At 67.3% G+C, this 18,873-nt stretch carries 21 protein-coding genes and 1 tRNA gene; 7 read left to right on the top strand and 15 right to left on the bottom strand.

What is annotated here, in order from left to right; genetic code table 11:
- Nucleotides 1-175: 175 nt before the first annotated feature.
- Nucleotides 176-382, bottom strand: coding sequence for a 30S ribosomal protein S21 (gene rpsU / locus G8O29_RS03945; RefSeq protein ID WP_166401913.1), 207 nt, complete (start codon nucleotides 380-382; stop codon nucleotides 176-178).
- A gap of 105 nt (nucleotides 383-487) precedes the next feature.
- Between rpsU and G8O29_RS03940 the strand changes: the two genes are divergently transcribed.
- Nucleotides 488-1,162, top strand: a complete 675-nt coding sequence (locus G8O29_RS03940) for a COQ9 family protein (protein ID WP_166401912.1) — start codon at nucleotides 488-490, stop codon at nucleotides 1,160-1,162.
- 8 nt (nucleotides 1,163-1,170) lie between these two features.
- Nucleotides 1,171-2,163, top strand: coding sequence for an NAD(P)H-quinone oxidoreductase (locus G8O29_RS03935; RefSeq protein WP_166401911.1), 993 nt, complete (start codon nucleotides 1,171-1,173; stop codon nucleotides 2,161-2,163).
- Nucleotides 2,164-2,396: 233 nt separating this feature from the next.
- Here G8O29_RS03935 and G8O29_RS03930 read toward each other — a convergent pair whose 3' ends face one another.
- Complete coding sequence (locus G8O29_RS03930; protein WP_166401910.1) at nucleotides 2,397-3,035, bottom strand: ribonuclease T2 family protein; 639 nt, start codon at nucleotides 3,033-3,035, stop codon at nucleotides 2,397-2,399.
- A 125-nt stretch (nucleotides 3,036-3,160) separates the two neighbouring features.
- Here G8O29_RS03930 and G8O29_RS03925 point away from each other — a divergent pair, with 125 nt between their 5' ends.
- Nucleotides 3,161-3,919: a DUF1013 domain-containing protein gene (locus G8O29_RS03925; RefSeq protein WP_166401909.1), complete on the top strand. Its 759-nt coding sequence runs from the start codon at nucleotides 3,161-3,163 to the stop codon at nucleotides 3,917-3,919.
- A 129-nt stretch (nucleotides 3,920-4,048) separates the two neighbouring features.
- Here G8O29_RS03925 and G8O29_RS03920 read toward each other — a convergent pair.
- A tRNA-Leu gene (locus G8O29_RS03920) sits at nucleotides 4,049-4,133 on the bottom strand.
- Between the two features lie 153 nt (nucleotides 4,134-4,286).
- Between G8O29_RS03920 and G8O29_RS03915 the strand changes: the two genes are divergently transcribed.
- Genes G8O29_RS03915 through G8O29_RS03905 form a run of 3 tightly spaced genes read left to right on the top strand, consistent with a single transcriptional unit; the run spans nucleotide 4,287 to nucleotide 6,379 of the window.
- Nucleotides 4,287-5,273 carry a complex I NDUFA9 subunit family protein gene (locus G8O29_RS03915; RefSeq protein WP_166401908.1) on the top strand — a complete coding sequence of 329 codons (987 nt, stop codon included), beginning with the start codon at nucleotides 4,287-4,289 and terminating at the stop codon, nucleotides 5,271-5,273.
- Nucleotides 5,273-5,530, top strand: a complete 258-nt coding sequence (locus tag G8O29_RS03910; protein WP_166401907.1) for a c-type cytochrome domain-containing protein — start codon at nucleotides 5,273-5,275, stop codon at nucleotides 5,528-5,530. The genes G8O29_RS03915 and G8O29_RS03910 overlap by 1 nt, the downstream gene beginning before the upstream one ends.
- A 45-nt stretch (nucleotides 5,531-5,575) precedes the next feature.
- Entirely contained in the window at nucleotides 5,576-6,379 is an 804-nt protein-coding gene (locus tag G8O29_RS03905) for an undecaprenyl-diphosphate phosphatase (protein WP_166401906.1), read from the top strand.
- A gap of 44 nt (nucleotides 6,380-6,423) precedes the next feature.
- Here the strand turns inward: G8O29_RS03905 and G8O29_RS03900 are convergent, their stop codons facing one another.
- The 9 genes from G8O29_RS03900 to G8O29_RS03865 form a co-directional block, all read right to left on the bottom strand.
- Nucleotides 6,424-7,071, bottom strand: a complete 648-nt coding sequence (locus G8O29_RS03900) for a hypothetical protein (protein WP_166401905.1) — start codon at nucleotides 7,069-7,071, stop codon at nucleotides 6,424-6,426.
- Nucleotides 7,072-7,165: 94 nt separating this feature from the next.
- Nucleotides 7,166-7,684 carry a flavin reductase family protein gene (locus tag G8O29_RS03895; protein ID WP_166401904.1) on the bottom strand — a complete coding sequence of 173 codons (519 nt, stop codon included), beginning with the start codon at nucleotides 7,682-7,684 and terminating at the stop codon, nucleotides 7,166-7,168.
- 4 nt (nucleotides 7,685-7,688) lie between these two features.
- Complete coding sequence (locus G8O29_RS03890) at nucleotides 7,689-8,807, bottom strand: glutamine synthetase family protein (RefSeq protein WP_166401903.1); 1,119 nt, start codon at nucleotides 8,805-8,807, stop codon at nucleotides 7,689-7,691.
- A complete protein-coding gene (locus G8O29_RS03885; RefSeq protein ID WP_166401902.1) occupies nucleotides 8,797-9,477 on the bottom strand; it encodes a TetR/AcrR family transcriptional regulator in 681 nt (226 codons plus the stop codon). The genes G8O29_RS03890 and G8O29_RS03885 overlap by 11 nt, the downstream gene beginning before the upstream one ends.
- Complete coding sequence (locus G8O29_RS03880; protein ID WP_166401901.1) at nucleotides 9,474-10,907, bottom strand: alpha/beta fold hydrolase; 1,434 nt, start codon at nucleotides 10,905-10,907, stop codon at nucleotides 9,474-9,476. The genes G8O29_RS03885 and G8O29_RS03880 overlap by 4 nt, the downstream gene beginning before the upstream one ends.
- The gene (locus G8O29_RS18370; protein ID WP_242678865.1) at nucleotides 10,907-11,089 is read right to left on the bottom strand and encodes a hypothetical protein; all 183 of its coding nucleotides are present in this window, start codon (nucleotides 11,087-11,089) and stop codon (nucleotides 10,907-10,909) included. Before G8O29_RS18370 ends, G8O29_RS03880 begins: the two co-directional genes overlap by 1 nt.
- Nucleotides 11,059-12,246 carry an acyl-CoA dehydrogenase family protein gene (locus tag G8O29_RS03875; protein ID WP_242678864.1) on the bottom strand — a complete coding sequence of 396 codons (1,188 nt, stop codon included), beginning with the start codon at nucleotides 12,244-12,246 and terminating at the stop codon, nucleotides 11,059-11,061. Before G8O29_RS03875 ends, G8O29_RS18370 begins: the two co-directional genes overlap by 31 nt.
- The gene (locus G8O29_RS03870; RefSeq protein WP_166401900.1) at nucleotides 12,243-13,295 is read right to left on the bottom strand and encodes a 2,5-dihydroxypyridine 5,6-dioxygenase NicX family protein; all 1,053 of its coding nucleotides are present in this window, start codon (nucleotides 13,293-13,295) and stop codon (nucleotides 12,243-12,245) included. Before G8O29_RS03870 ends, G8O29_RS03875 begins: the two co-directional genes overlap by 4 nt.
- Before the next feature lie 660 nt (nucleotides 13,296-13,955).
- Entirely contained in the window at nucleotides 13,956-14,945 is a 990-nt protein-coding gene (locus tag G8O29_RS03865) for an MDR family oxidoreductase (RefSeq protein WP_166401899.1), read from the bottom strand.
- 96 nt (nucleotides 14,946-15,041) lie between these two features.
- Between G8O29_RS03865 and G8O29_RS03860 the strand changes: the two genes are divergently transcribed.
- Complete coding sequence (locus G8O29_RS03860) at nucleotides 15,042-15,929, top strand: NAD(P)-dependent oxidoreductase (RefSeq protein ID WP_166401898.1); 888 nt, start codon at nucleotides 15,042-15,044, stop codon at nucleotides 15,927-15,929.
- Here the strand turns inward: G8O29_RS03860 and G8O29_RS03855 are convergent.
- From G8O29_RS03855 to G8O29_RS03845, 3 genes are all read right to left on the bottom strand, one after another.
- A complete protein-coding gene (locus G8O29_RS03855) occupies nucleotides 15,926-16,117 on the bottom strand; it encodes a type II toxin-antitoxin system HicA family toxin (RefSeq protein ID WP_166401897.1) in 192 nt (63 codons plus the stop codon). The genes G8O29_RS03860 and G8O29_RS03855 overlap by 4 nt on opposite strands.
- A gap of 2 nt (nucleotides 16,118-16,119) precedes the next feature.
- Complete coding sequence (locus tag G8O29_RS03850) at nucleotides 16,120-16,377, bottom strand: DUF1902 domain-containing protein (RefSeq protein WP_166401896.1); 258 nt, start codon at nucleotides 16,375-16,377, stop codon at nucleotides 16,120-16,122.
- A 107-nt stretch (nucleotides 16,378-16,484) separates the two neighbouring features.
- On the bottom strand, nucleotides 16,485-18,773 hold the full coding sequence (locus G8O29_RS03845; protein ID WP_166401895.1) for an adenosylcobalamin-dependent ribonucleoside-diphosphate reductase: 2,289 nt from the start codon (nucleotides 18,771-18,773) through the stop codon (nucleotides 16,485-16,487).
- Nucleotides 18,774-18,873 lie beyond the last annotated feature (100 nt).

The following is an 18,873-nucleotide window of genomic DNA, read 5'->3' as shown; positions in this document are numbered from 1 at the left end:
TAGATTGTTGATACCCGCCTCAGTTGCAACATTCCGCTGCCACATTGCCGCCACACAATCAGCAGTCGCCGGACCCCGGGGCCTTGCTGGGGCCGCGCGGCAACGAAAAACCCCCGGCCTCGCGGACGGGGGTTGATCGGGTGGGAATCGCTTCCCCAGAGTCGCTCGAGACGTCTCAGAGACCGCCTTCGCGCTGAAGCTTCTTCCGGGCAAGTTTCCTTGCGCGGCGGATCGCTTCGGCCTGTTCGCGTGCCCTCTTGACCGAGGGCTTCTCGAAATGCTGCTTGAGCTTCATTTCCCGAAACACCCCTTCGCGCTGAAGCTTCTTCTTCAGGGCACGGAGAGCCTGTTCGACGTTGTTGTCGCGGACGCTGACCTGCATGTGGTTGTCACCACCTTCCTAAGCTAGAGTTGCACTGTCTTGTGCAGGCCCGCGGGCTATAACAAAGCGCAACAGCCTTGTCCACCTTGCCGAAAGGGACGCGTGATGACCGAAGATCCGATGAAGGCGCAGCTTCTGGACGCTGCGCTCGTGCATGTGCCCTTTGACGGCTGGTCCGACCGGACCCTTGCCGCCGCCGCGGCCGACACCGGCATCGCGCCGGGCCTGGCGCGGTCGCTGTTCCCGCGGGGTGGGGTGGACCTTGCGCTGGCCTATCATGCCCGCGGCGATGCCGCGATGCGGGCCCGGCTGGCGGAAACCGACCTGTCCGCCTTGCGGTTCCGCGACCGGATCAAGCGGGCGGTGCAGATCCGGCTGGACCTGGCCGACCGCGAACTGGTGCGCCGGGGCACGACGCTGTTCTCGCTGCCGCCCTATGCCGCCGACGGGGCACGGGCGATCTGGGGCACGGCCGATGCGATCTGGACCGCGCTGGGCGACAGCTCGGACGACCTGAACTGGTATACCAAGCGCGCAAGCCTCTCGGCGGTTTACGGGGCGACGGTGCTCTACTGGCTGGGCGACGATTCGATCGGGCACCAGGCAACATGGGATTTCCTCGACCGGCGCATCGAGCAGGTCATGCAGATCGAGAAGCTGAAGGCGACCCTGCGGGAAAATCCGCTGGGCAAGGCGCTGCTGGCCGGTCCCGGAAAGATTCTGGCAAGCATTCGTGCGCCAGTAAGGCGTGACGACCTTCCGGGCCACCATCAGGGCTGAGACCGCAGATGACCCTTTCGCACAGCATGCTTGCCATCGAGATCTCTGCCCCCGGCGGGCCGGATGTCCTGCGGCCCGCCGCGGTGCCGGTTCCGGTGCCGGGCCACGGCCAGATCGTGATCCGCGTCGCCTGGGCCGGGGTGAACCGGCCCGACGCGCTGCAACGCGCCGGGGCCTATGCGCCGCCGCCCTCCGCCTCGCCCTTGCCCGGGCTGGAATGTTCCGGCACGGTGGTAGAGCTCGGGCCGGGCGTCACCCGCTGGAAGATCGGCGATCAGGTCTGCGCGCTTCTGCCCGGGGGCGGATACGCCGAATATGCCGCCACGCACGAGGCGCATGCCCTGCCCATCCCGAAGGGCCTGTCGCTGAAGGAAGCCGCCTGCCTGCCGGAAACCTGCTTCACCGTCTGGTCGAACGTGGTGATGCGCGGCGGGCTCCGGGCGGGAGAGCGGTTTCTGGTCCACGGCGGCACCAGCGGCATCGGCACGACCGCGATCCAGATCGCCCGGGCGCTGGGCGCGCGGGTCGTCGCCACCGCCGGCAGCGACGCGAAATGCGAGGTCTGCCGGTCGCTGGGGGCCGAGGTGGCGATCAACTATCGCAGCGGGGATTTCCTGGCCGAGATGAAGGCCGCGGGCGGCGCGAACCTGATCCTCGACATGGTGGGCGGGCCCTATATCGAGCGGAACCTGAAGGCGCTGGCCGATGGCGGGCGGCTGGTGCAGATCGCCTTCCTGCAAGGCGCCAAGGTCACGCTGAACCTGGCCGAACTGATGACCCGCCGCCTGACGCTGACCGGATCGACCCTGCGCCCGCAGTCGGATCTGGCCAAGGCGCGCATCGCGCGCGAGGTGGAAACCCATGTCTGGCCGATGATCGAACGCGGCGCCGTCCGGGTGGTGATGGACAGCGAATACCCGCTGGCCGAGGCGCCGGCCGCGCATTGGCGGATGGAATCGGGCACCCATGTCGGCAAGATCGCCCTTCGGGTCGAGGCGTAGGGATTTCCCTACCCCGGGGGTCCCGGTCGGCGGATTGACGCTTTCTTCACGCGCGGGCGCGGTTGACGTTTGGTAAACCGGGCTCAGGCGGGATCGGATGTTTCGATTCACGGTTCAGGCCTGACGGCGCTTCCCCAGACGCCCCAGGGCACCGACGATTTGACAAAGCAGTTTTCCCCGGACTTCCCCTCGACAGTTGCTTTTCAAGTTGCCGATCCCGCCACCCGCCGACCCTAACGCACCGGCTCCAGCACAGCATCCTTCAGGCGGCAGTCGCGGATGACATCCGCGCCGCAGCGCCGGAAGGCCAGGTCGCGGGTCAGGCAGATCCGCGCCTCCTGGATCAGGCCGTCCTTGCAGGTGATGGTGATCGCATCACGGGATAGGCCCGGATTGGCCTCGAGGAAGGCCGCCTCGACCACACTGGCCGGCAGGGTCAGCGGCCGTGACACCCTTGCGAAAAGATCGGGGATCGCCACCCGCCCGAATGCCTCGCGCGCGGTCCGGTAGTAGTCGGCAGGCGGCAGTCCCGAACAGCGCCCGTGCTTCTTCCACTGGTAGAAGGCCGCGCCCGCGCCACCCATGACATCGGCCATCGCCGCCGTCTCGGCCCGGGTCGGATCGCGCTCGACCGTGCGGCAATGTGAGGGCCAGCCGGTCTCGTACTGCGGCCAGAGGCCATGCAGCACGAAGGTCAGCCCCCGCCCTGCATCGCATTGCGGATCGCGCCGCGCATCGCCTTCAAGCGCGCACCAGGCGGCTGACCACGACAGCGACAGGACGTAGTAGTCGAACGCCCCCGCCCTTTCGCCCTCGGCCCGCGCAGCGCCGGCCCAGCACATCAGCGCGACAAGCAGGGCAGTCAGGCGCATTTTTGCTTTCCCTTCGTGGAATTCGGGCCTATATGGGCGGCTGAATTCCCCGAAATCGTGGAACTCGCGGGCCTCGCCCGCAGCCGTTTTCCCGGCACGGGACAGGTTTGTAAAGGAGAGATCCGATGTCGAAACCGCTCATGGCCAAGGCAACCGCCGTCTGGCTGGTGGACAACACGACGCTCAGCTTCGCCCAGATCGCGGATTTCTGCGGCCTGCACGAGCTTGAGGTTCAGGGCATCGCCGACGGCGACGTGGCCGCCGGGGTCAAGGGCTTCGATCCCGTCGCCAACAACCAGCTGGACCCGATCGAGATCGAACGGGCCCAGGCCGATCCGCTGTACCGGATGAAGCTGAAATTCAACCCCGCCGCCCAGGGCGAGGAAAAGCGTCGCGGTCCGCGCTACACGCCGCTGTCGAAACGCCAGGACCGCCCGGCCGCGATTCTCTGGCTGGTGAAGTTCCACCCCGAACTGTCCGATGGCGCCATCGGCAAGCTGGTCGGCACCACCAAGCCGACGATCCAGTCGATCCGCGAACGCACGCACTGGAACATCGGCCAGATCCAGCCCATCGACCCGGTGGCGCTGGGCCTTTGCAAGCAGTCCGAACTGGATGCCGCCGTCCAGGCCGCCGCGCGCAAGAAGGCCGCCGAAGGCTCGGTGATGTCGGATGACGAACGGCGCAAGCTGGTGTCCACCGAACAGTCGCTGGGCATGGCGCCGGAGGCGCGGATGCCGTCGTCGCTGTCTGGCCTCGAAGTCTTCGGCGACGAAGAGAAGGACGACAGCCCGGCCACGGATTTCTCTGATGCCGACAGCTTCTTCAACCTGCCGGGCGGCAGCCACGACGACGAGGACGAAGACGACACCCGCCGCCGCTGATCCCGCACCGCCTGCTTTCCGAACCCGGTCGCCCTGCGGCCGGGTTCTTCGTTGCGCAGGGTCGCGATCTCACCGACGCCCGGAAAAGCAAAAGGCCTGCAACCGGTTAGGGTTGCGGGCCTTTTGTCTTGGTGCCCAGAAGAGGACTCGAACCTCCACGCCTTGCGGCGCTGGTACCTGAAACCAGTGCGTCTACCAATTCCGCCATCTGGGCACTGATGGGCGATGTAACGGCGCGATCTGGCAGAGTCAACGGCCCCGCCGGGAAAAATCTCGGGTCCGCTTTGGCCTTGCCCGGACCGGATGCCGCCGCTATTGATCCGGAAGGAGTCCGGCGCCTTCCCGGCGCCAGTGGAGGAACGCGCGGATGAGCAGGCTGGTCACCATCTTCGGCGGGTCGGGCTTTGTCGGACGCTACATCGCCCGGGCCATGGCCAGGGAAGGCTGGCGCGTGCGCGTCGCCGTCCGCCGCCCGAACGAGGCGCTGTTCGTCAAACCCTACGGTACGCCCGGCCAGGTGGAACCTCTGGCCTGCAACATCCGCGACGATGCCTCGGTCCGTGCCATGATCCGGGGCGCCGATGCGGTGGTGAACTGCGTCGGCATCCTGAACGGCGTCGGCCGCAACAGCTTTGGCGCCGTGCAGGCCGAAGGGGCCGGCCGCATCGCGCGCATCGCGGCCGAGGAGGGCGTCGGGCGGCTGGTCCACATCTCGGCCATCGGCGCCGATGCCGCATCCGACAGCGAATACGCCCGCACCAAGGCGGAGGGAGAGGCCGCCGTCCTTGCAGCCTTCCCGACCGCGGTGATCCTGCGCCCCTCGGTCATCTTCGGCCCCGAGGACCAGTTCTTCAACCGCTTCGCCGGCATGACCCGGCTGGGCCCCGTCCTGCCGGTCGTGGGGGCCGAGACGAAGTTCCAGCCCGTCTATGTGGGCGATGTCGCGCAGGCGGCGGTCAAGGGCGTTCTGGGCCAGGCCGCGCCCGGGATCTACGAACTCGGCGGACCCGAGGTCGATACGTTCCGTGGCCTGATGCGCCGGATGCTGGCGATCATCGAGCGCCGCCGCGCCATCGTGAACCTGCCCTTCTTCCTCGCCCGGATCATGGCCTTCGGCTTCGACATGGTGCAGGCGCTGACCCTTGGCCTGGTCGAGAACAGGATGCTGACCCGCGACCAGGTGCGCAACCTTGCCCGCGACAATGTGGTCTCTCCGGGCGCGAAGGGTCTTGCCGACCTCGGCATCACCCCCACCGCGATGGAGGCCGTGCTGCCCGACTACCTCTGGCGCTTCCGCCCTTCGGGCCAGTTCGCGGCGATCAAGCGCTCGGCCAAGAACCTTAAGAAGTTCTGATGCGCGGCGCGGCCCTTGCGCCGGCCGTCTTGGCCACGCCAGGGGCGGCGCAGGATTTCGACCGGGTGGGCGCGCTGTTCGCCGACCGCAGCGTGGTCTGCCATTCGGGCGAGGATGCGCCGCTGGGCCTGCGGCTGGATACCCATGCCGGCGTGCTCGCGGGCAGCGAGAACGGTCCGGTGGCGATGGCGGGCGATCCGGCGAGCCCCCTGTTGCAGCGCCTGCGCGGCGAGGCCGAGATCCGGGGCGTCGTGTAGGCAGACGGGACAGTGCGGGCCAAGCGGGTTCGCGACAGGTAGGACATGCAAGACACAACATTGATCGCCGCCCTTCTGGGCCTGCTGGAGGGGCTGACCGAGTTCCTGCCGGTGTCATCGACCGGGCACCTGCTTCTGGCGGGGCATTTCCTGGGCTTCGAGTCCAAGGGCAAGACCTTCGAGGTTGTGATCCAGCTTGGCGCGATCCTTGCCCTGACGGCCGTCTATGCGGCTCTGGTCACCCGGCTGGTATTGCGGGCGCGGCAGGATGATGCGGCGCGGCGGGCGATCGTCTCGATCCTGCTGGCCTTCCTGCCGGCGGTGGTGGTCGGGCTCATGGCGCATGACTTCATCAAGAACGTGCTCTTTGAAACGCCGATGCTGATCGCCGTCATGCTGATCCTTGGGGGAATCGTGCTTCTGGTGATCGACCGGATTGCGCCAAGGCCGGTGCATCACGATGCGCTGTCGCTTCCCTTCGGCAAGTCGCTGGCGATCGGGGTCTGCCAGTGCCTGGCCATGGTGCCGGGCGTCAGCCGGTCAGGGGCGACCATTGTCGGCGCCCTTCTGATGGGGGTCGAGAAGCGCGCGGCGGCAGAGTTCTCGTTCCTCCTGTCGCTGCCGACGATGGGCGCGGCCGTGGCCTACGACCTGTTCAAGAACCGCGACGTGCTGGATTTCAGCGCGCTCTGGGAGATTGCGGTGGGCTTTGCCGTGGCCTTCGTGACGGCGGTCCTCGTGGTGCGCTGGGTGCTGAGTTACATCAGCCGCAATGGCTATGCCCTGTTCGGCTGGTGGCGCATCCTGGTCGGCAGCGCCGCACTGCTCGCGCTGCTTGCCGGGTTCTGACGACCGGCCCCGGGGCAGGTCTCCCCGCCCCGGCGCAACTGCCGTCAGTCCTGGGTCTGGCCCATCGTCGCAAAGCGCGCGGGGTCTGCGGCCCTCAGCCGCATCGCCAGCAGATAGCCGATCAGACCGCCCAGCGGGATCAGCGCCGGCAGGATCCAGCTCAGCGATCCGCCCCTGGTTCCGGTCAGGTCGCCGTAGTTCAGAAAGATGTAGACGAACAGCGCCGTCATGATCAGCCCGGCGATCGCCGGCAGGATCTTCGTCGACAGGGGCGAACCGCCGCCCTGCTTTGAAAAGAAGGCGATCACCGAAACCAAGGTGATCGCCATCATCCCGATCACCCCCAGGGTGCCGATCTGGCTGATCCAGGTGAACATGTTCAGGATCGGGTCCGGCCCCGGCCCGGCAAAGATCGCCAGCACGATCAGCACCCGCGCCGACAGGTCCACGTGGCGATCGCAGCCTAACCCCGTTCCGGGTGAACAACCTCCCGAGATTTCACATCTAGGCCACCAGCGCCATGACCGACACCGCCCGCCCATGCCCCCACCCGAGCCGCGCGCGGCATGGGCACAGAAGGCGCCGGCGTTGATGACGTGGCGGCTCATCGCCACATAGCTCGCCGCGAAGGCCAGCAGCCCCGGCGAATTGCGTCGAAGCCGGTTCGGCCCGATTTCGGCGAATTCCGTCATGTTCCCTCCATGTTGCGAAACCGCCCCGGCTTGTCGCCGGGCCGGTCCTCGGATCTCTCCTGCGGTCGTTCCTGCGCCGGAGTTGCTTGACGGGTTAACGATCTTCGCCCAGATCTATTGCCCTGCGATAGGCCCTCTGGCCGTAAAGCAGCGCCGAGGCATTGTCCGACAGCCGGACGGCCGCGACCCGCCCGACGATGATGTGATGCGTCTCCCACAACAGCGCCGTCGCCAGCCGGCATTCGAAGCTTGCCGTCGCGCCTGCCAGAAGCGGCTGGCCCAGCGGCCCCGCCTCCCAGGTCACGCGGTCAAAGCGTTCCGTCCGGTCGGTGCCGCTGCGGCCTGCGAACAGGTTGGCCAGGTCCTGCTGGGTCTCGGCCAGAAGATTGGCGCAGAAGGCCCGGTTTTGCAGGATCGCTGTCGCTGCCGGGGATTGCCGGTTGATGCAGACCAGAAGCGACGGCATCTCGCCATCGGCCGAGACCGAGGTCAGCGACGAGACCGTCACCCCGGCCCGTCCGCCCTCGCCATCGGTGGTGGCGACGGCAACGAAGGTGGCCGCGCGGCTCATCCCTTCGACGAAAGCGGCGCGCAGGTCGGCAGCATCTGGCATCGGATCACCCAAGATCGAAGAAGCGTTGCAGTTCCACGTCCGGAACCTTCCGGCGGAACGCGTCATGTTGTGCCTCACGCGTGGCCGTGAAGCCATCGACAAAACGGTCCCCCAGCCAGTCGCGCGCGAAGGCCGAGCCGCGCAGCCGCGCGTTCGCCTCGGGCATCGACCGGGCAAAGTCGCGCGACGGTTCCTGCGCATAGCTGGACCCGATGACCTCGGGGTCGGGCTCGATCCGTCCCAGGATGCCCGCGACGCCCGCGGCCAGCGTCGCGGCGGTGGTGAGATAGGGGTTGGTGTCGGCCCCCGGCAGCCGGTTCTCCACCCGCAGCGCCCCCGCGTCATGCCCGACCAGCCGGAAACAGGTGGTGCGGTTCTCGTAACCCCAGGTCAGGGCGGGCGGCGCGAAAGTGCCGGGGGCGAACCGGCGATAGCTGTTCACGGTGGGCTGGAAGAGCAGCGTCATATCCCCGACATAGGCCTGCAACCCGCCGAGGAAATGCCGGAACGTCTCGCTGACCCCGTTCTTCTGCGCGGCATCCCAGAACACCGGCGCCCCCGCCTTGTCCTTCAGGCTCATGTGCAGGTGGATCGACTGGCTGTCCGCCGTCTCGCTCCGGCGCGGCATGAAGGTGACGGTCTTTCCCTGCCGCAAGGCCAGCGCCCGCTCATACCATTCCGTCTGCACCGCCTGATACAGGATCAGGTCGTGGCCGACATGCGGCGTCGCGGGCTTCAGGTTGGGATAGCCCTTGGCGAGGTCGCTTTCCGGGGTCTCGTCGAACAGGGTGCAGTCCAGTTCCATCCCGTATTTCGGGACGAACCCCGGCTCTGCCGCCCGCGCCAGCACCCGCGACAGGATCGACCGGGGGCACAGCTCCGCCGAGGCCCCGGAGAAATTCGACAGCACCAGCAGGTCATGCCCCGGCTTCGACCACGGCATCCGCCGCACGCTGGCCGGGTCCAGCGCCAGCTGCGCCGGGGCCATGCCCATCCCGGCCCTGACAATCCCCCGCAGGCTGCCCACCGACACCATCTGCCCGCGCAACAGACTGTTGGTATCCGTCATCGCCACCGTGGCAAAGCGGCTGCCGGGATCGGCCAGATAGTCGTCAAGCGTCATGTCTCACCTGTTGCGAAGGGGCGCTTGCCAGCGCCTCGAGTTGGTGCAGGTCCGGCGCGGGGGCCGTCGAATAGGCCTTCAGGAATACCCGCAGGCCGTTCGTGATATAGCGATGCAGCGTTGCCCGATCGGGCAGGGCATCGGGCATGTACAATGCCTGCGTCCGGGGCGCCGACAGGATCAGACCCCACAGGTCCTGCGCCGCCAGTTCCGCATCGTCGAACGCCAGCCGCCCGGCGCGGCGCTGGCTGTCCAGATAGCGCATGATCCCGCGCAACAGGTGGTCCGGGCCGGATGCCTGATAGGCCCGGCCAATTTCCGGGAACCTTTGCACCTCGCCGATGATCAGCCGCGCCAGCGACAGCATCTCGGGCCGCATCACCGTGTCGGCATAGGCCCAGGCAAAGACCAAGAGGTCGGCCACCATGTCGCCCGAGGGATGCTCGAACACGTCCAGCATGACGTCGCGCTTGCCCAGCATCATCGCTTGGAACAGGCTCTCCTTCGACGGGAAGTAGCTGTAAAGCGTGGGCTTCGTCACCCCCGCCTCGGCCGCCACCGCATCCATCGAGGCGCCCGTGTAGCCCTGCGCCGCAAAGACCTTCAGCGCCGCATCCAGGATCGCCCGTTCCCGGTTCAGCCGGTTCTGCTGGCGACGCGAGCCGGTCACGGCAGCCGCTCCAGCAGGTCCAGAAGCGGGCGGTTGTAGGCCGCGGGTGCCTCGACATTGCAGACATGGCCTGCGCCTGCAATCACCTCGAACCGCACATCCGGCCGAGGCGCCAGATCCCAGATGCGCCCCGCAACCCCCCGGATTTCGGATGGGGGTGCCAGCCGGTCATGCTCGCCTGTCAACAGCAGGACCGGCATCGTCAGACGCGAGAAATCGAAGCGCTCCAAGGGGTTGGTGAAGCAGGTCAGCGCATCGCGGTAGGTCGCCGCCGGGATTGCCGCCATGCTGTCGAACAGCCTCTGCCGCACCGCCTCTGACGCGCCGGGGCTGGCCAGCACCTTCACCACGGCGGGCGCAAAATCGGCCGGGGTCTGCCCCGCGGTCAACGGCACCTCGCGGCTGACCCGGAACGCCTCGCGCTCGTCCGGCCCCGCCTCGGACATGCCGGTGCAGCCGCCGGACAGGACCAGAGCGTCCAGCATCTCGGGATGCCGCATGGCGAAGGAGGTGGCGATCCACGACCCGTAGGACAGCCCCACCAGCACCAGCCGCGTTGCCCCCAGCCTTTCCGCCACCCGCAGGATATCGGCGCAATAATCGTCCACCGTGGACTGCCGCGCGCCCAGCGAGCTGTCGCCATACCCCAGCAGATCCAGCGCCGCCGCCCGCATCACGCCGCCCACCGCGCGCAACTGATCCTCCCAGTTCGACCGCCCCCCCCCGATCCCGTGCAGGAACAGGCACAGCCGCCCGCCTGGCGCGCGCCGCCCACCCCCCTCCCCTCCCCACAGGGGGGAGGGGAGGCGCGCAGCGGATGCCGCAGCGCCGGACCCCGAAAGCCGGGAGCCTCCCTCCCCCCGCGTGGGGGAGGGAGGGGGTGGGGCGGCGGCGATGGACAGGGCCAGCCGGGGCAGATCGTCGAAGACGAGCGTCTCCAGCCGGACCCCCGCGTCCGGGCCTGATGCATCCCCCTCTCGCCCGGAGCGCAAGGGCCGGGGAAAGGGTATCGCCGCCGCGTCACCCAGCGCCGCGATGCCCGCTTCGAAAACCCTTTTCGTCCCCTCGCAGATCGCCCCCAGCCGCCCCGTCGGAGCCCGCACAGTCGCGGTCCAGCCAACCACCGACCTGCCCGCCTCGGCCGGGCTCACCGTGACCCGCGCATCATAAGCCTCGCAATCGCGGATGCCCTCCAGATGGGTATAGCCCAGCACACGGTCGCTGTCGGAAGAGTAGGTCAGCTGCTCACGGTAGGTCGTATCCTCGCCCGCGACCGTAAAGGCCCGAATGCGCGCCCCCTTCGCCCCCCGCTCCTCGCGGATCGTCGCCACCCACGGATGCCAGGCCCCGCTGAAATCGCGCACGACCCGCCACACGTCCTCCGGCGCATGGGGCACATGTCCCTGAAGCTGGATTATCTCCCGCCCCATCAGCGCAGCGCCTTCAGGGACCCGCTGTCCCCCCGCCACAGGGAATTGCGCGCGCCGCCCTCGTCGCCGGGGGCGCTGTCCAGCTCGTCCATCTCGTACAGCGCCAGCACCCCGATGTAATCCTCCATGATTTCCGAGGTATAGGGCAGCATCAACGCCCCGCAGCGGCTGTCGCGGTACATCCGTTCAGCGGCAAGGACTTCAGCATCGACTGCCCGCCGCAGGTGCGGATCGCGAGGGCGGTGATCTCCTGCACGCCCTCCATCACGTTGTACTGCGCCGCATACATCCGCATCACCTCGGCCTTGGACGGCATCCCCTTCGCCTCGGAAAACGCCTGCCACCAGAGCGCGCGCATGTTGGCCAGCCGGGCATACATCTTGCTGACAGCCACACGCTTCGTCGCATACATCCGCCGGTCGATCGGCGGTTGCCCCGGCACCTGACCCTTCAGATAAGCGATGGTGAAATCATAGGCCCCCTGCGCCACGCCCATGTAGGTGGGCGAAAGCGTCGCCATCATGTGCGGCCAGTTCGGCAGGGTCTTGCCGAAGATGCCGCGCGGCATGAGAAGGTCATCGGCCGTGACGAAAACGTCTTTCAGAATGAGGTCCCGGCTGTTCGTCCCCCGCATCCCCAGCGGGTCCCAGTCGCCCTTCACCGTCAGGCCCGGCGCATCCTTGTGGACGACGAACAGCATCGTGTCCTCGTGCCGGGGTTCCACGCCTTCGAACACCTCGGTGCAGACGATGGTATAGTAGTCGCAATACCCGGCCAGCGAGGCGAACTTCTTGAACCCGTTGATCTTCCAGCCCCCCTCGACCGCGCGGCACTGGGTCTGGTTCGGCTTCGAGGTCCAGTTCTGCCCGCCCTCGGATATGGGCTGCGAATAGATCGCCCGCTCCTTCATCGCCCGGGTGAACTGCCGCGCGCGCAGCGGCGCAAACTCCGCCCGCTCGGCCTCGGTCAGGTTCGGCATGTCATACATGAACCGCGACCAGGCCATGGACGAGTTGTGCATGTTGAAGGTCAGCGCCGTCGCCCCGCAATACTTGGCGATCTCGGCGCCCACCATGGCATATTCGCCCATGGAAAAGCCCCAGCCGCCGAACTCCTGCGGGATCGACAGACCCAGGAACCCCGCCTCTGCCAGATCGCGGTAATTCGCCACCGGAAACGACGCCTCGTCATCCACCGCCTTCGCCCGCGCGGCAAAGACCGGCCCCATCGCGTTGATCTTCCGCATCGCCTCGGCCACCTCGGGCCGGACACGCGTCATGTCGTAGTAATCGGCGGGCATGCTCATCGGCATCGCAGCGACGGGGGTTTGCACGTTCATGGGGCAAGCTCTCCTTGCAGAACGCCGTCCTTCACGACGACGCGCCCGTCGAGGGCGATGGTGCAGTTGCGCATCGGCAAATCGAAATGGCCCAGGGTGTAGCGCCCGGCATACTGGTTCGCGCCCGTGGACCACAGGAACGAACCGGCGATGGCCCGGAACTCCACCGCCTGCATGTCGCGCTTGTCATACATCGCCGCAGAGACCCACTTTGCGCCGGGGTTCATCCCCCAGCCGACATGGCTCATCCCATAGGCGTTCCGATCGCCCCAGGCCTCCAGGTATTCGCGGAAATGCAGCGCATCGATCCCGTCGCCCCTGATCGCGGTGACGAAGTCGTTCTCGATGGTCACATCGATCCGGCTGGTCAGGACGGTCTTGAACGTCAGGTTCATGTCGCCCACCCCCATCACGATCCGCCCGTTCACCGCGTTCTGCCCCGGAAAGGCCAGGCAGAGCCCCCCCGGCCAATGCGCCACCGACCCCGGAGCCGTCCCGAACCCCGCCGTCCCGCCACAGGGCGCGCCGCGCAGGTCCACCACCAGGTCCGTCCCCAGCGCCGAGGTCACCCGCATCTCCGATGCCTCGCGCAGCATCTGGATGCCCAGTTCCACCTTCGGCCCGTGTTCCGCCTTCGGCTCGGTCCGCTCCAGGATCTCGGGATGTTCGTTGGTGATGACCAGCAGCCGGGTGCGCCCGGCCGCCTCGATCTCGGGCCATTCGGGGGCGTGGATCAGCCCTTCCACCGTGCAATCGACGATGACATCGACCCGCTTCAGCGCCTCGATCACCGCGCGGTTGCCCTGGATCGCCCAAGAGGTCCCGGTGGACTTCACCGGCACCGGGGCCGTCTGCACCGGGGTCGGCATCCGGATCATGCAGAATTCCGCCCCCAGGTCACAGGCCGCCAGCTCACACAGATGGACCAGCACGGGCCGCGACTGGGTTTCCGACAGGATGGCAATCGGAGTGCCCTTGCCGATCCCGTTCAGCGCCAGCACCCGGCGAAAGGCCGCAAGCCATTTGCCCTCGACGCGTTCCTGCAACATCGCGCTTTCCCTGTTGATGATTCGCCGGCCGAGGAATTTCTTTACTTGTCAGTAAAGCTTCACGAAGGTGCGACATTCTGTCAACAGAATCCTCGGATGCGTCGGACCTTTCAGTAATCTCTCGTGAAATCAGGTCTTTGACACAAGGCCCAGCCCGCCCCCGGTCAGGCGCGGCGGCGCAAGACCTTCCTGCTCGGGCGTTCCGACCGGCAATCCGGATCACCGCCGACAGGTCGCAGCCGCGCAAGGCCACCGTTGGCGCCATTCATCGCAGACCCGCCGGGACGGTTCCGCAAGGCCTGTGACAGCTTGAGACGCGGGCTCGATCACGGACCCGGGATCGGGTTCCGGTCCCGCCCTTCGCGCGCCACAGCGGGCGGGCCGAATGCGGCCACCAGCGGCCTTCTCCGTGAGTTCCTGCCGAAGGGAACCGATCCGCGCCGGTTCTGCCGGCGCGATCGCGGCTACATCGCGGGGATCACGAACGACCGACCCTGCAAGACGCTGGGATGGAAAGGCGCCGGCTCAGGCCCTCGCCAGGAAAATCCAGATAGCCGCCAAAGATGTTGCAGCCCGAACTTGAGTTAACCAATCCCTAACGTCCACAGCTAACCCATTGAAATCCTTTGCGGCCTCCACCGCGCCGCGCGCGGCGCGGGCTCAGCGGTTCACATCCACCACCACCCGACCCTGCACCGCCCCCCTCAGGATCGCCGCCCCCAGCTCCGGCAGGTCCCCCAGCCCCACCTCCCGGACCATTGCCTCCAGCTTCCCCATCGGCAGGTCCGCGACCACCCGCCCCCAGGCCCGCACCCGCCGCTCATAGGGGACCGTCACGGAATCGATCCCCAAGAGGTTCACCCCCCGCAGCAGGAACGGGATCACCGAGGCCGGCAGCGCCGCCCCCCCTGCCAGCCCCACGGCCGCGACCGAGGCGCCGTGCTTCATCTGCCCCAGCACCCGCGCCAGCATCGCGCCGCCCACCGCATCCACGCAGCCCGCCCAGGTCTCGCTCTCCAGCGGCCGCTTCACCGTCTCGGCCAGGTCAGCCCGCGGCACGATCCGCGAGGCGCCAAGGTCGCGCAGATACCCCTCCGTCTCTGCCCGCCCCGTCACCGCCGCGACCTGATAGCCCAGACCAGCCAGCACCGCGACCGCCACCGACCCCACGCCGCCCGAGGCGCCCGTCACCAGCACCTCGCCCTTGTCCGGCGTCAGCCCATGCTCCTCCAGCGCCATCACGGCCAGCATCGCCGTGAACCCCGCCGTCCCCACCGCCATCGCCTGCCGCGTCGTGAGGCCCGAGGGCAGCGGCACCAGCCAGTCCGCCTTGACCCGCGCCTTCTGGGCATAGCCGCCCCAATGGGTCTCTCCCACCCGCCAGCCGGTCAGCACCACCTTGTCGCCGGGCCTGTAGCGGGCATCCTCCGACGCCTCGACCGTCCCGGCAAAGTCGATCCCCGCCACATGCGGCCAGGACCGGACGATCCCCCCGCCGGTCGGCGACAAGGCCAGCCCGTCCTTGTAGTTCAGCGTCGAATACTCGACCGCCACCGTCACATCCCCCGCAGGCAAGGCGCTCTCGTCCAGCTCTCGCAGATGCGCCACGGCGGCATCGCCTTCCTTCTCCAGAACCAGTGCGCGGAACATGATCGCCTCCCGTGTTGACCGGCGCCAGTCGGCCCGGCGGAAGTCGGATTGTCAACCCGCGCCGCCTGCCGCACTCTGCCCGGAAAGGAGACCCCCATGACCCAGGAACACATCGGTTTCGCAGGCTTGGGCCTGATGGGCCACGGCATGGCGAAGAACATCGTGACGAAGGGCTACCCACTCACCGTCACCGCCCACCGCAACCGCGCGCCCGTCGATGACCTGATCGGGCGCGGCGCGACAGAGGCCAGCATCGAAGACCTCGCCGCACGCTGCACGATCATCTTCCTCACCCTCCCCGGCTCGCCGCAGGTGGCCGAGGCCGTCGCAAGGATGACCCCCCACCTGAAACCCGGCGCGGTGATCGTGGACTGCTCCACCTCCGACCCCACCGTCACCGAACGCCTCGCCACCGACCTTTCCGCCAAAGGCATCCACTTCGCCGACGCCCCCCTCTCCCGCACGCCGAAAGAGGCATGGGAGGGCACGCTCGACTGCATGGTCGGCGCGGAACCGGAGGTCTTCCGGCGCATCCAGCCCGTCATCGCCACCTGGGCCGGGAAAATCGTTCATATCGGGCGGGTCGGCGACGGCCACCGGATGAAGCTTCTGAACAACTTCCTGTCGCTCGGCTATGCCGCGATCTATGCCGAGGCGCTGGCTTTGGCCGCCAAGGTCGGCATCTCCACCGCCACCTTCGACAGCGTGATCCGCGGCGGCCGGATGGACTGCGGCTTCTACCAGACCTTTATGGGCTATGCGCTGGAAGGCAACCGCGAAGCCCACCGCTTCACCCTGTCGAACGCCTACAAGGACCTGCGCTATCTGGAGAGCATGGCCAACGCCGCCACCGTCACCACCACGATGGCGAGTGCGGCGAAGAACAGCTTCGCCGGGGCCGTGGCCCAGGGCGGCGCGGGGCCGGAGGACTATGTGCCCCACCTGACGGATTTCGTGGCGCGGGCGAATGGGGTGAAACGCTAGAGTTTCTTCTGGATCCCGGCGTCCTTCAGAATGCCGTTGGCCGTGTGGCGGCTCATGATCTTGTGCGGGACGGTCACGGTCGGCTTGCCGTCGTCATGGCAGCACTTCTGATTCTTCGATCCGCCGTCATGGTAATAGCCCGCCTCGGCCAGAAGACGAACGACCTCGTCGTAGAAACCCTTGACCACCCTCAGGCCGCCGCTGCGCCGCCGGTCTGAGGGGCACGGAACTTGATCCATGGGATCAGCTCGGACAGCGACCGCTGCGCCAGGTCGCGCTTGGTGATGTGGTTTTCCACGATGAGCTGCGGGCCGAGCTCTGCCGCCGCGGCCTCGAATTCCTCGAGCGTTTCGGCCTCGACATGCAGGCCGATGATGTCGCTTTCCGAGACCCAGACCCTGGCCTCGGCGTCCCAGACGGCCTTGACGTAGAATTCAAGGGGTTTCATCGGTTGCTCCTGTTCGCTTGCATTGTGCAGCGAGACTGCGACCAAGATATGGCCGCGGTTGCAAGAGATGCAACAGGAAGGTTAGGAATGCGTTCCCTTCGCGACCCTCACCCACACTTCGAATGCCCGCACGACCCGCAGGTCAGGCAGCCCTCCACCATCCGCAGATCATAGGACCCGCAGGCCGGGCAGGCCTTCCCCTTCGGAGCCTCTCCGACCCGCAAAAGCTCCGCCTTGGGGTCGGATTTCAGCCCCAGCCCCTCGCCCTCGATGAAGCCGATGTCGATCAGGTGGCGTTCGATCACGCCTCCGATGGCGGCCAAAATAGACGGGATGTAGCGGCCCTCCATCCAGGCCCCGCCGCGGGGGTCGAAGACCGCCTTCAGTTCCTCCACCACGAAGGAAATATCCCCGCCCCGCCGGAAGACGGCCGAGATCATCCGGGTCAGCGCCACGGTCCAGGCGTAATGTTCCATGTTCTTCGAGTTGATGAAAACCTCGAATGGCCGCCGGTGGCCCGCCGTCACGATGTCGTTGATCGTGATATACAGCGCGTGTTCGGTGCCCGGCCATTTCAGCTTGTAGGTCCGCCCCTCCAGCGCCGCCGGACGGTCGAGCGGTTCGGACAGATAGACGACCTCGCCCGTCGTGACCCCGCCCCGGACCTGATCCGGGGCCTCCCCCGGCACCTTGTCTGAGGTCTCGGAGACCGTCAGCACCGAGCCGGTCACCTCGTTCGGCCGGTAGGTCGTGCAGCCCTTGCAGCCCTGATCCCAGGCGGCCATGTAGACCTCCTTGAAATCGTCAAAGCTGATGTCCGCCGGGCAGTTGATCGTCTTGGAAATGGACGAATCCACCCATTTCTGCGCCGCCGCCTGCATCCGCACATGGTCGAGCGGCGGCAGGGTCTGGGCGTTGACGAAATGGTCCGGCAGGGGCGCATCGCCGAACTTCTCGCGCCAGAGACGGACGGCGTAGTCCACCACCTCCTCCTCGGTGCGCGAGCCGTCCTTTTGCAGCACCTTGCGGGTATAGGCATAGGCGAAGACCGGCTCGATGCCCGACGACACGTTCCCGGCGTAAAGCGAGATCGTCCCGGTCGGCGCGACGGAGGTCAGGAGCGCATTTCGGATCCCATGCGCCCGGATCGCCTCACGCACATCGGCGTCCATCCGGGCCATGTTGCCCGAGGCCAGATAGCGTTCGGCGTCGAACAGCGGGAAGGCCCCCTTTTCCCTGGCGAGGTCCACGCTGGCGAGATAGGCCGACCGAGCGATGGCATGCATCCAGATCTCGGTGACGCGCGCGGCCTCCTCGGACCCGTAGCGCAGACCGACCATCAGCAGCGCATCGGCAAGGCCCGTGACCCCCAGCCCGATCCGCCGCTTGGCTTTCGCCTCGGCCTGCTGTTCGGGCAAGGGAAAGCGGCTGACATCGACCACGTTGTCCATCGCCCGGACGGCCACGCGGACCAGACGGTCCAGCGCCTTCATGTCCATGCCGGAATGCGCGTCGAAGGGATCCTTCACCAGCGTCGGCAGGTTGACCGACCCCAGAAGGCAGGCGCCGTAGGGCGGCAGGGGCTGCTCACCGCAGGGGTTGGTGGCGGCAATGGTCTCGCAATAGTTCAGGTTGTTCATCGCGTTGATGCGGTCGATGAAGATCACCCCCGGCTCGGCATAGTCGAAGGTGGACCGCATGATCTTGTGCCACAGGTCGCGCGCCTGAAGGGTGCGATAGACCTTGCCGCCGAAGACCAGCTCCCACGGGCCGTCGGCCTTGACGGCGGCCATGAAGGCATCGGTGACCAGAACCGAGAGGTTGAACATCCGCAGCCGCGCGGGGTCGCGCTTGGCCTCGATGAAGGCCTCGATGTCCGGGTGATCGCAGCGCATCGTCGCCATCATCGCGCCGCGACGGCTGCCCGCAGACATGATCGTCCGGCACATCGCGTCCCAGACATCCATGAAGGACAGGGGCCCCGAGGCATCCGCCGCCACCCCCTTCACCTCGGCCCCGCGCGGGCGGATGGTGGAGAAATCATAGCCGATCCCGCCGCCCTGCTGCATGGTCAGCGCAGCCTCTTTCAGCGCGGTGAAGATGCCCTCCATCGTGTCGGGGATCGTCCCCATGACAAAGCAGTTGAACAGCGTGACGCTGCGGCCCGTCCCCGCCCCCGCCGTGATCCGGCCCGCAGGCAGGAACCTGAAGTCCTCCAGCGCCGCGTAGAACTCGGCCTCCCACTTAGCGGGGTCCTTCTCCACCTCGGCCAGGGCGCGCGCGATCCGTCGCCAGGTATCCTCCACGCTGCCGTCGATGGGTGTCCCGTCCGCCTCCTTGAAGCGGTACTTCATGTCCCAGATGGCTTCGGCAATGGGGGCATGGAATCGCGACATCGGGGCGAATCTTTCTGTCTGTTGTGGATAAGTGCGGCGAAGGACCCAAGATACGCCCCAAGCCCCCTCGGGTCAATCTTGCCGCCCCCGCCGCAGGCCC

The organism is Rhodobacter calidifons (assembly GCF_011174775.1).
GTDB classification, from domain to species: domain Bacteria; phylum Pseudomonadota; class Alphaproteobacteria; order Rhodobacterales; family Rhodobacteraceae; genus Tabrizicola; species Tabrizicola calidifons.
The sequence above is the reverse complement of the archived record's forward strand: the minus strand, read 5'-3'. Positions and strand labels throughout refer to the sequence as shown.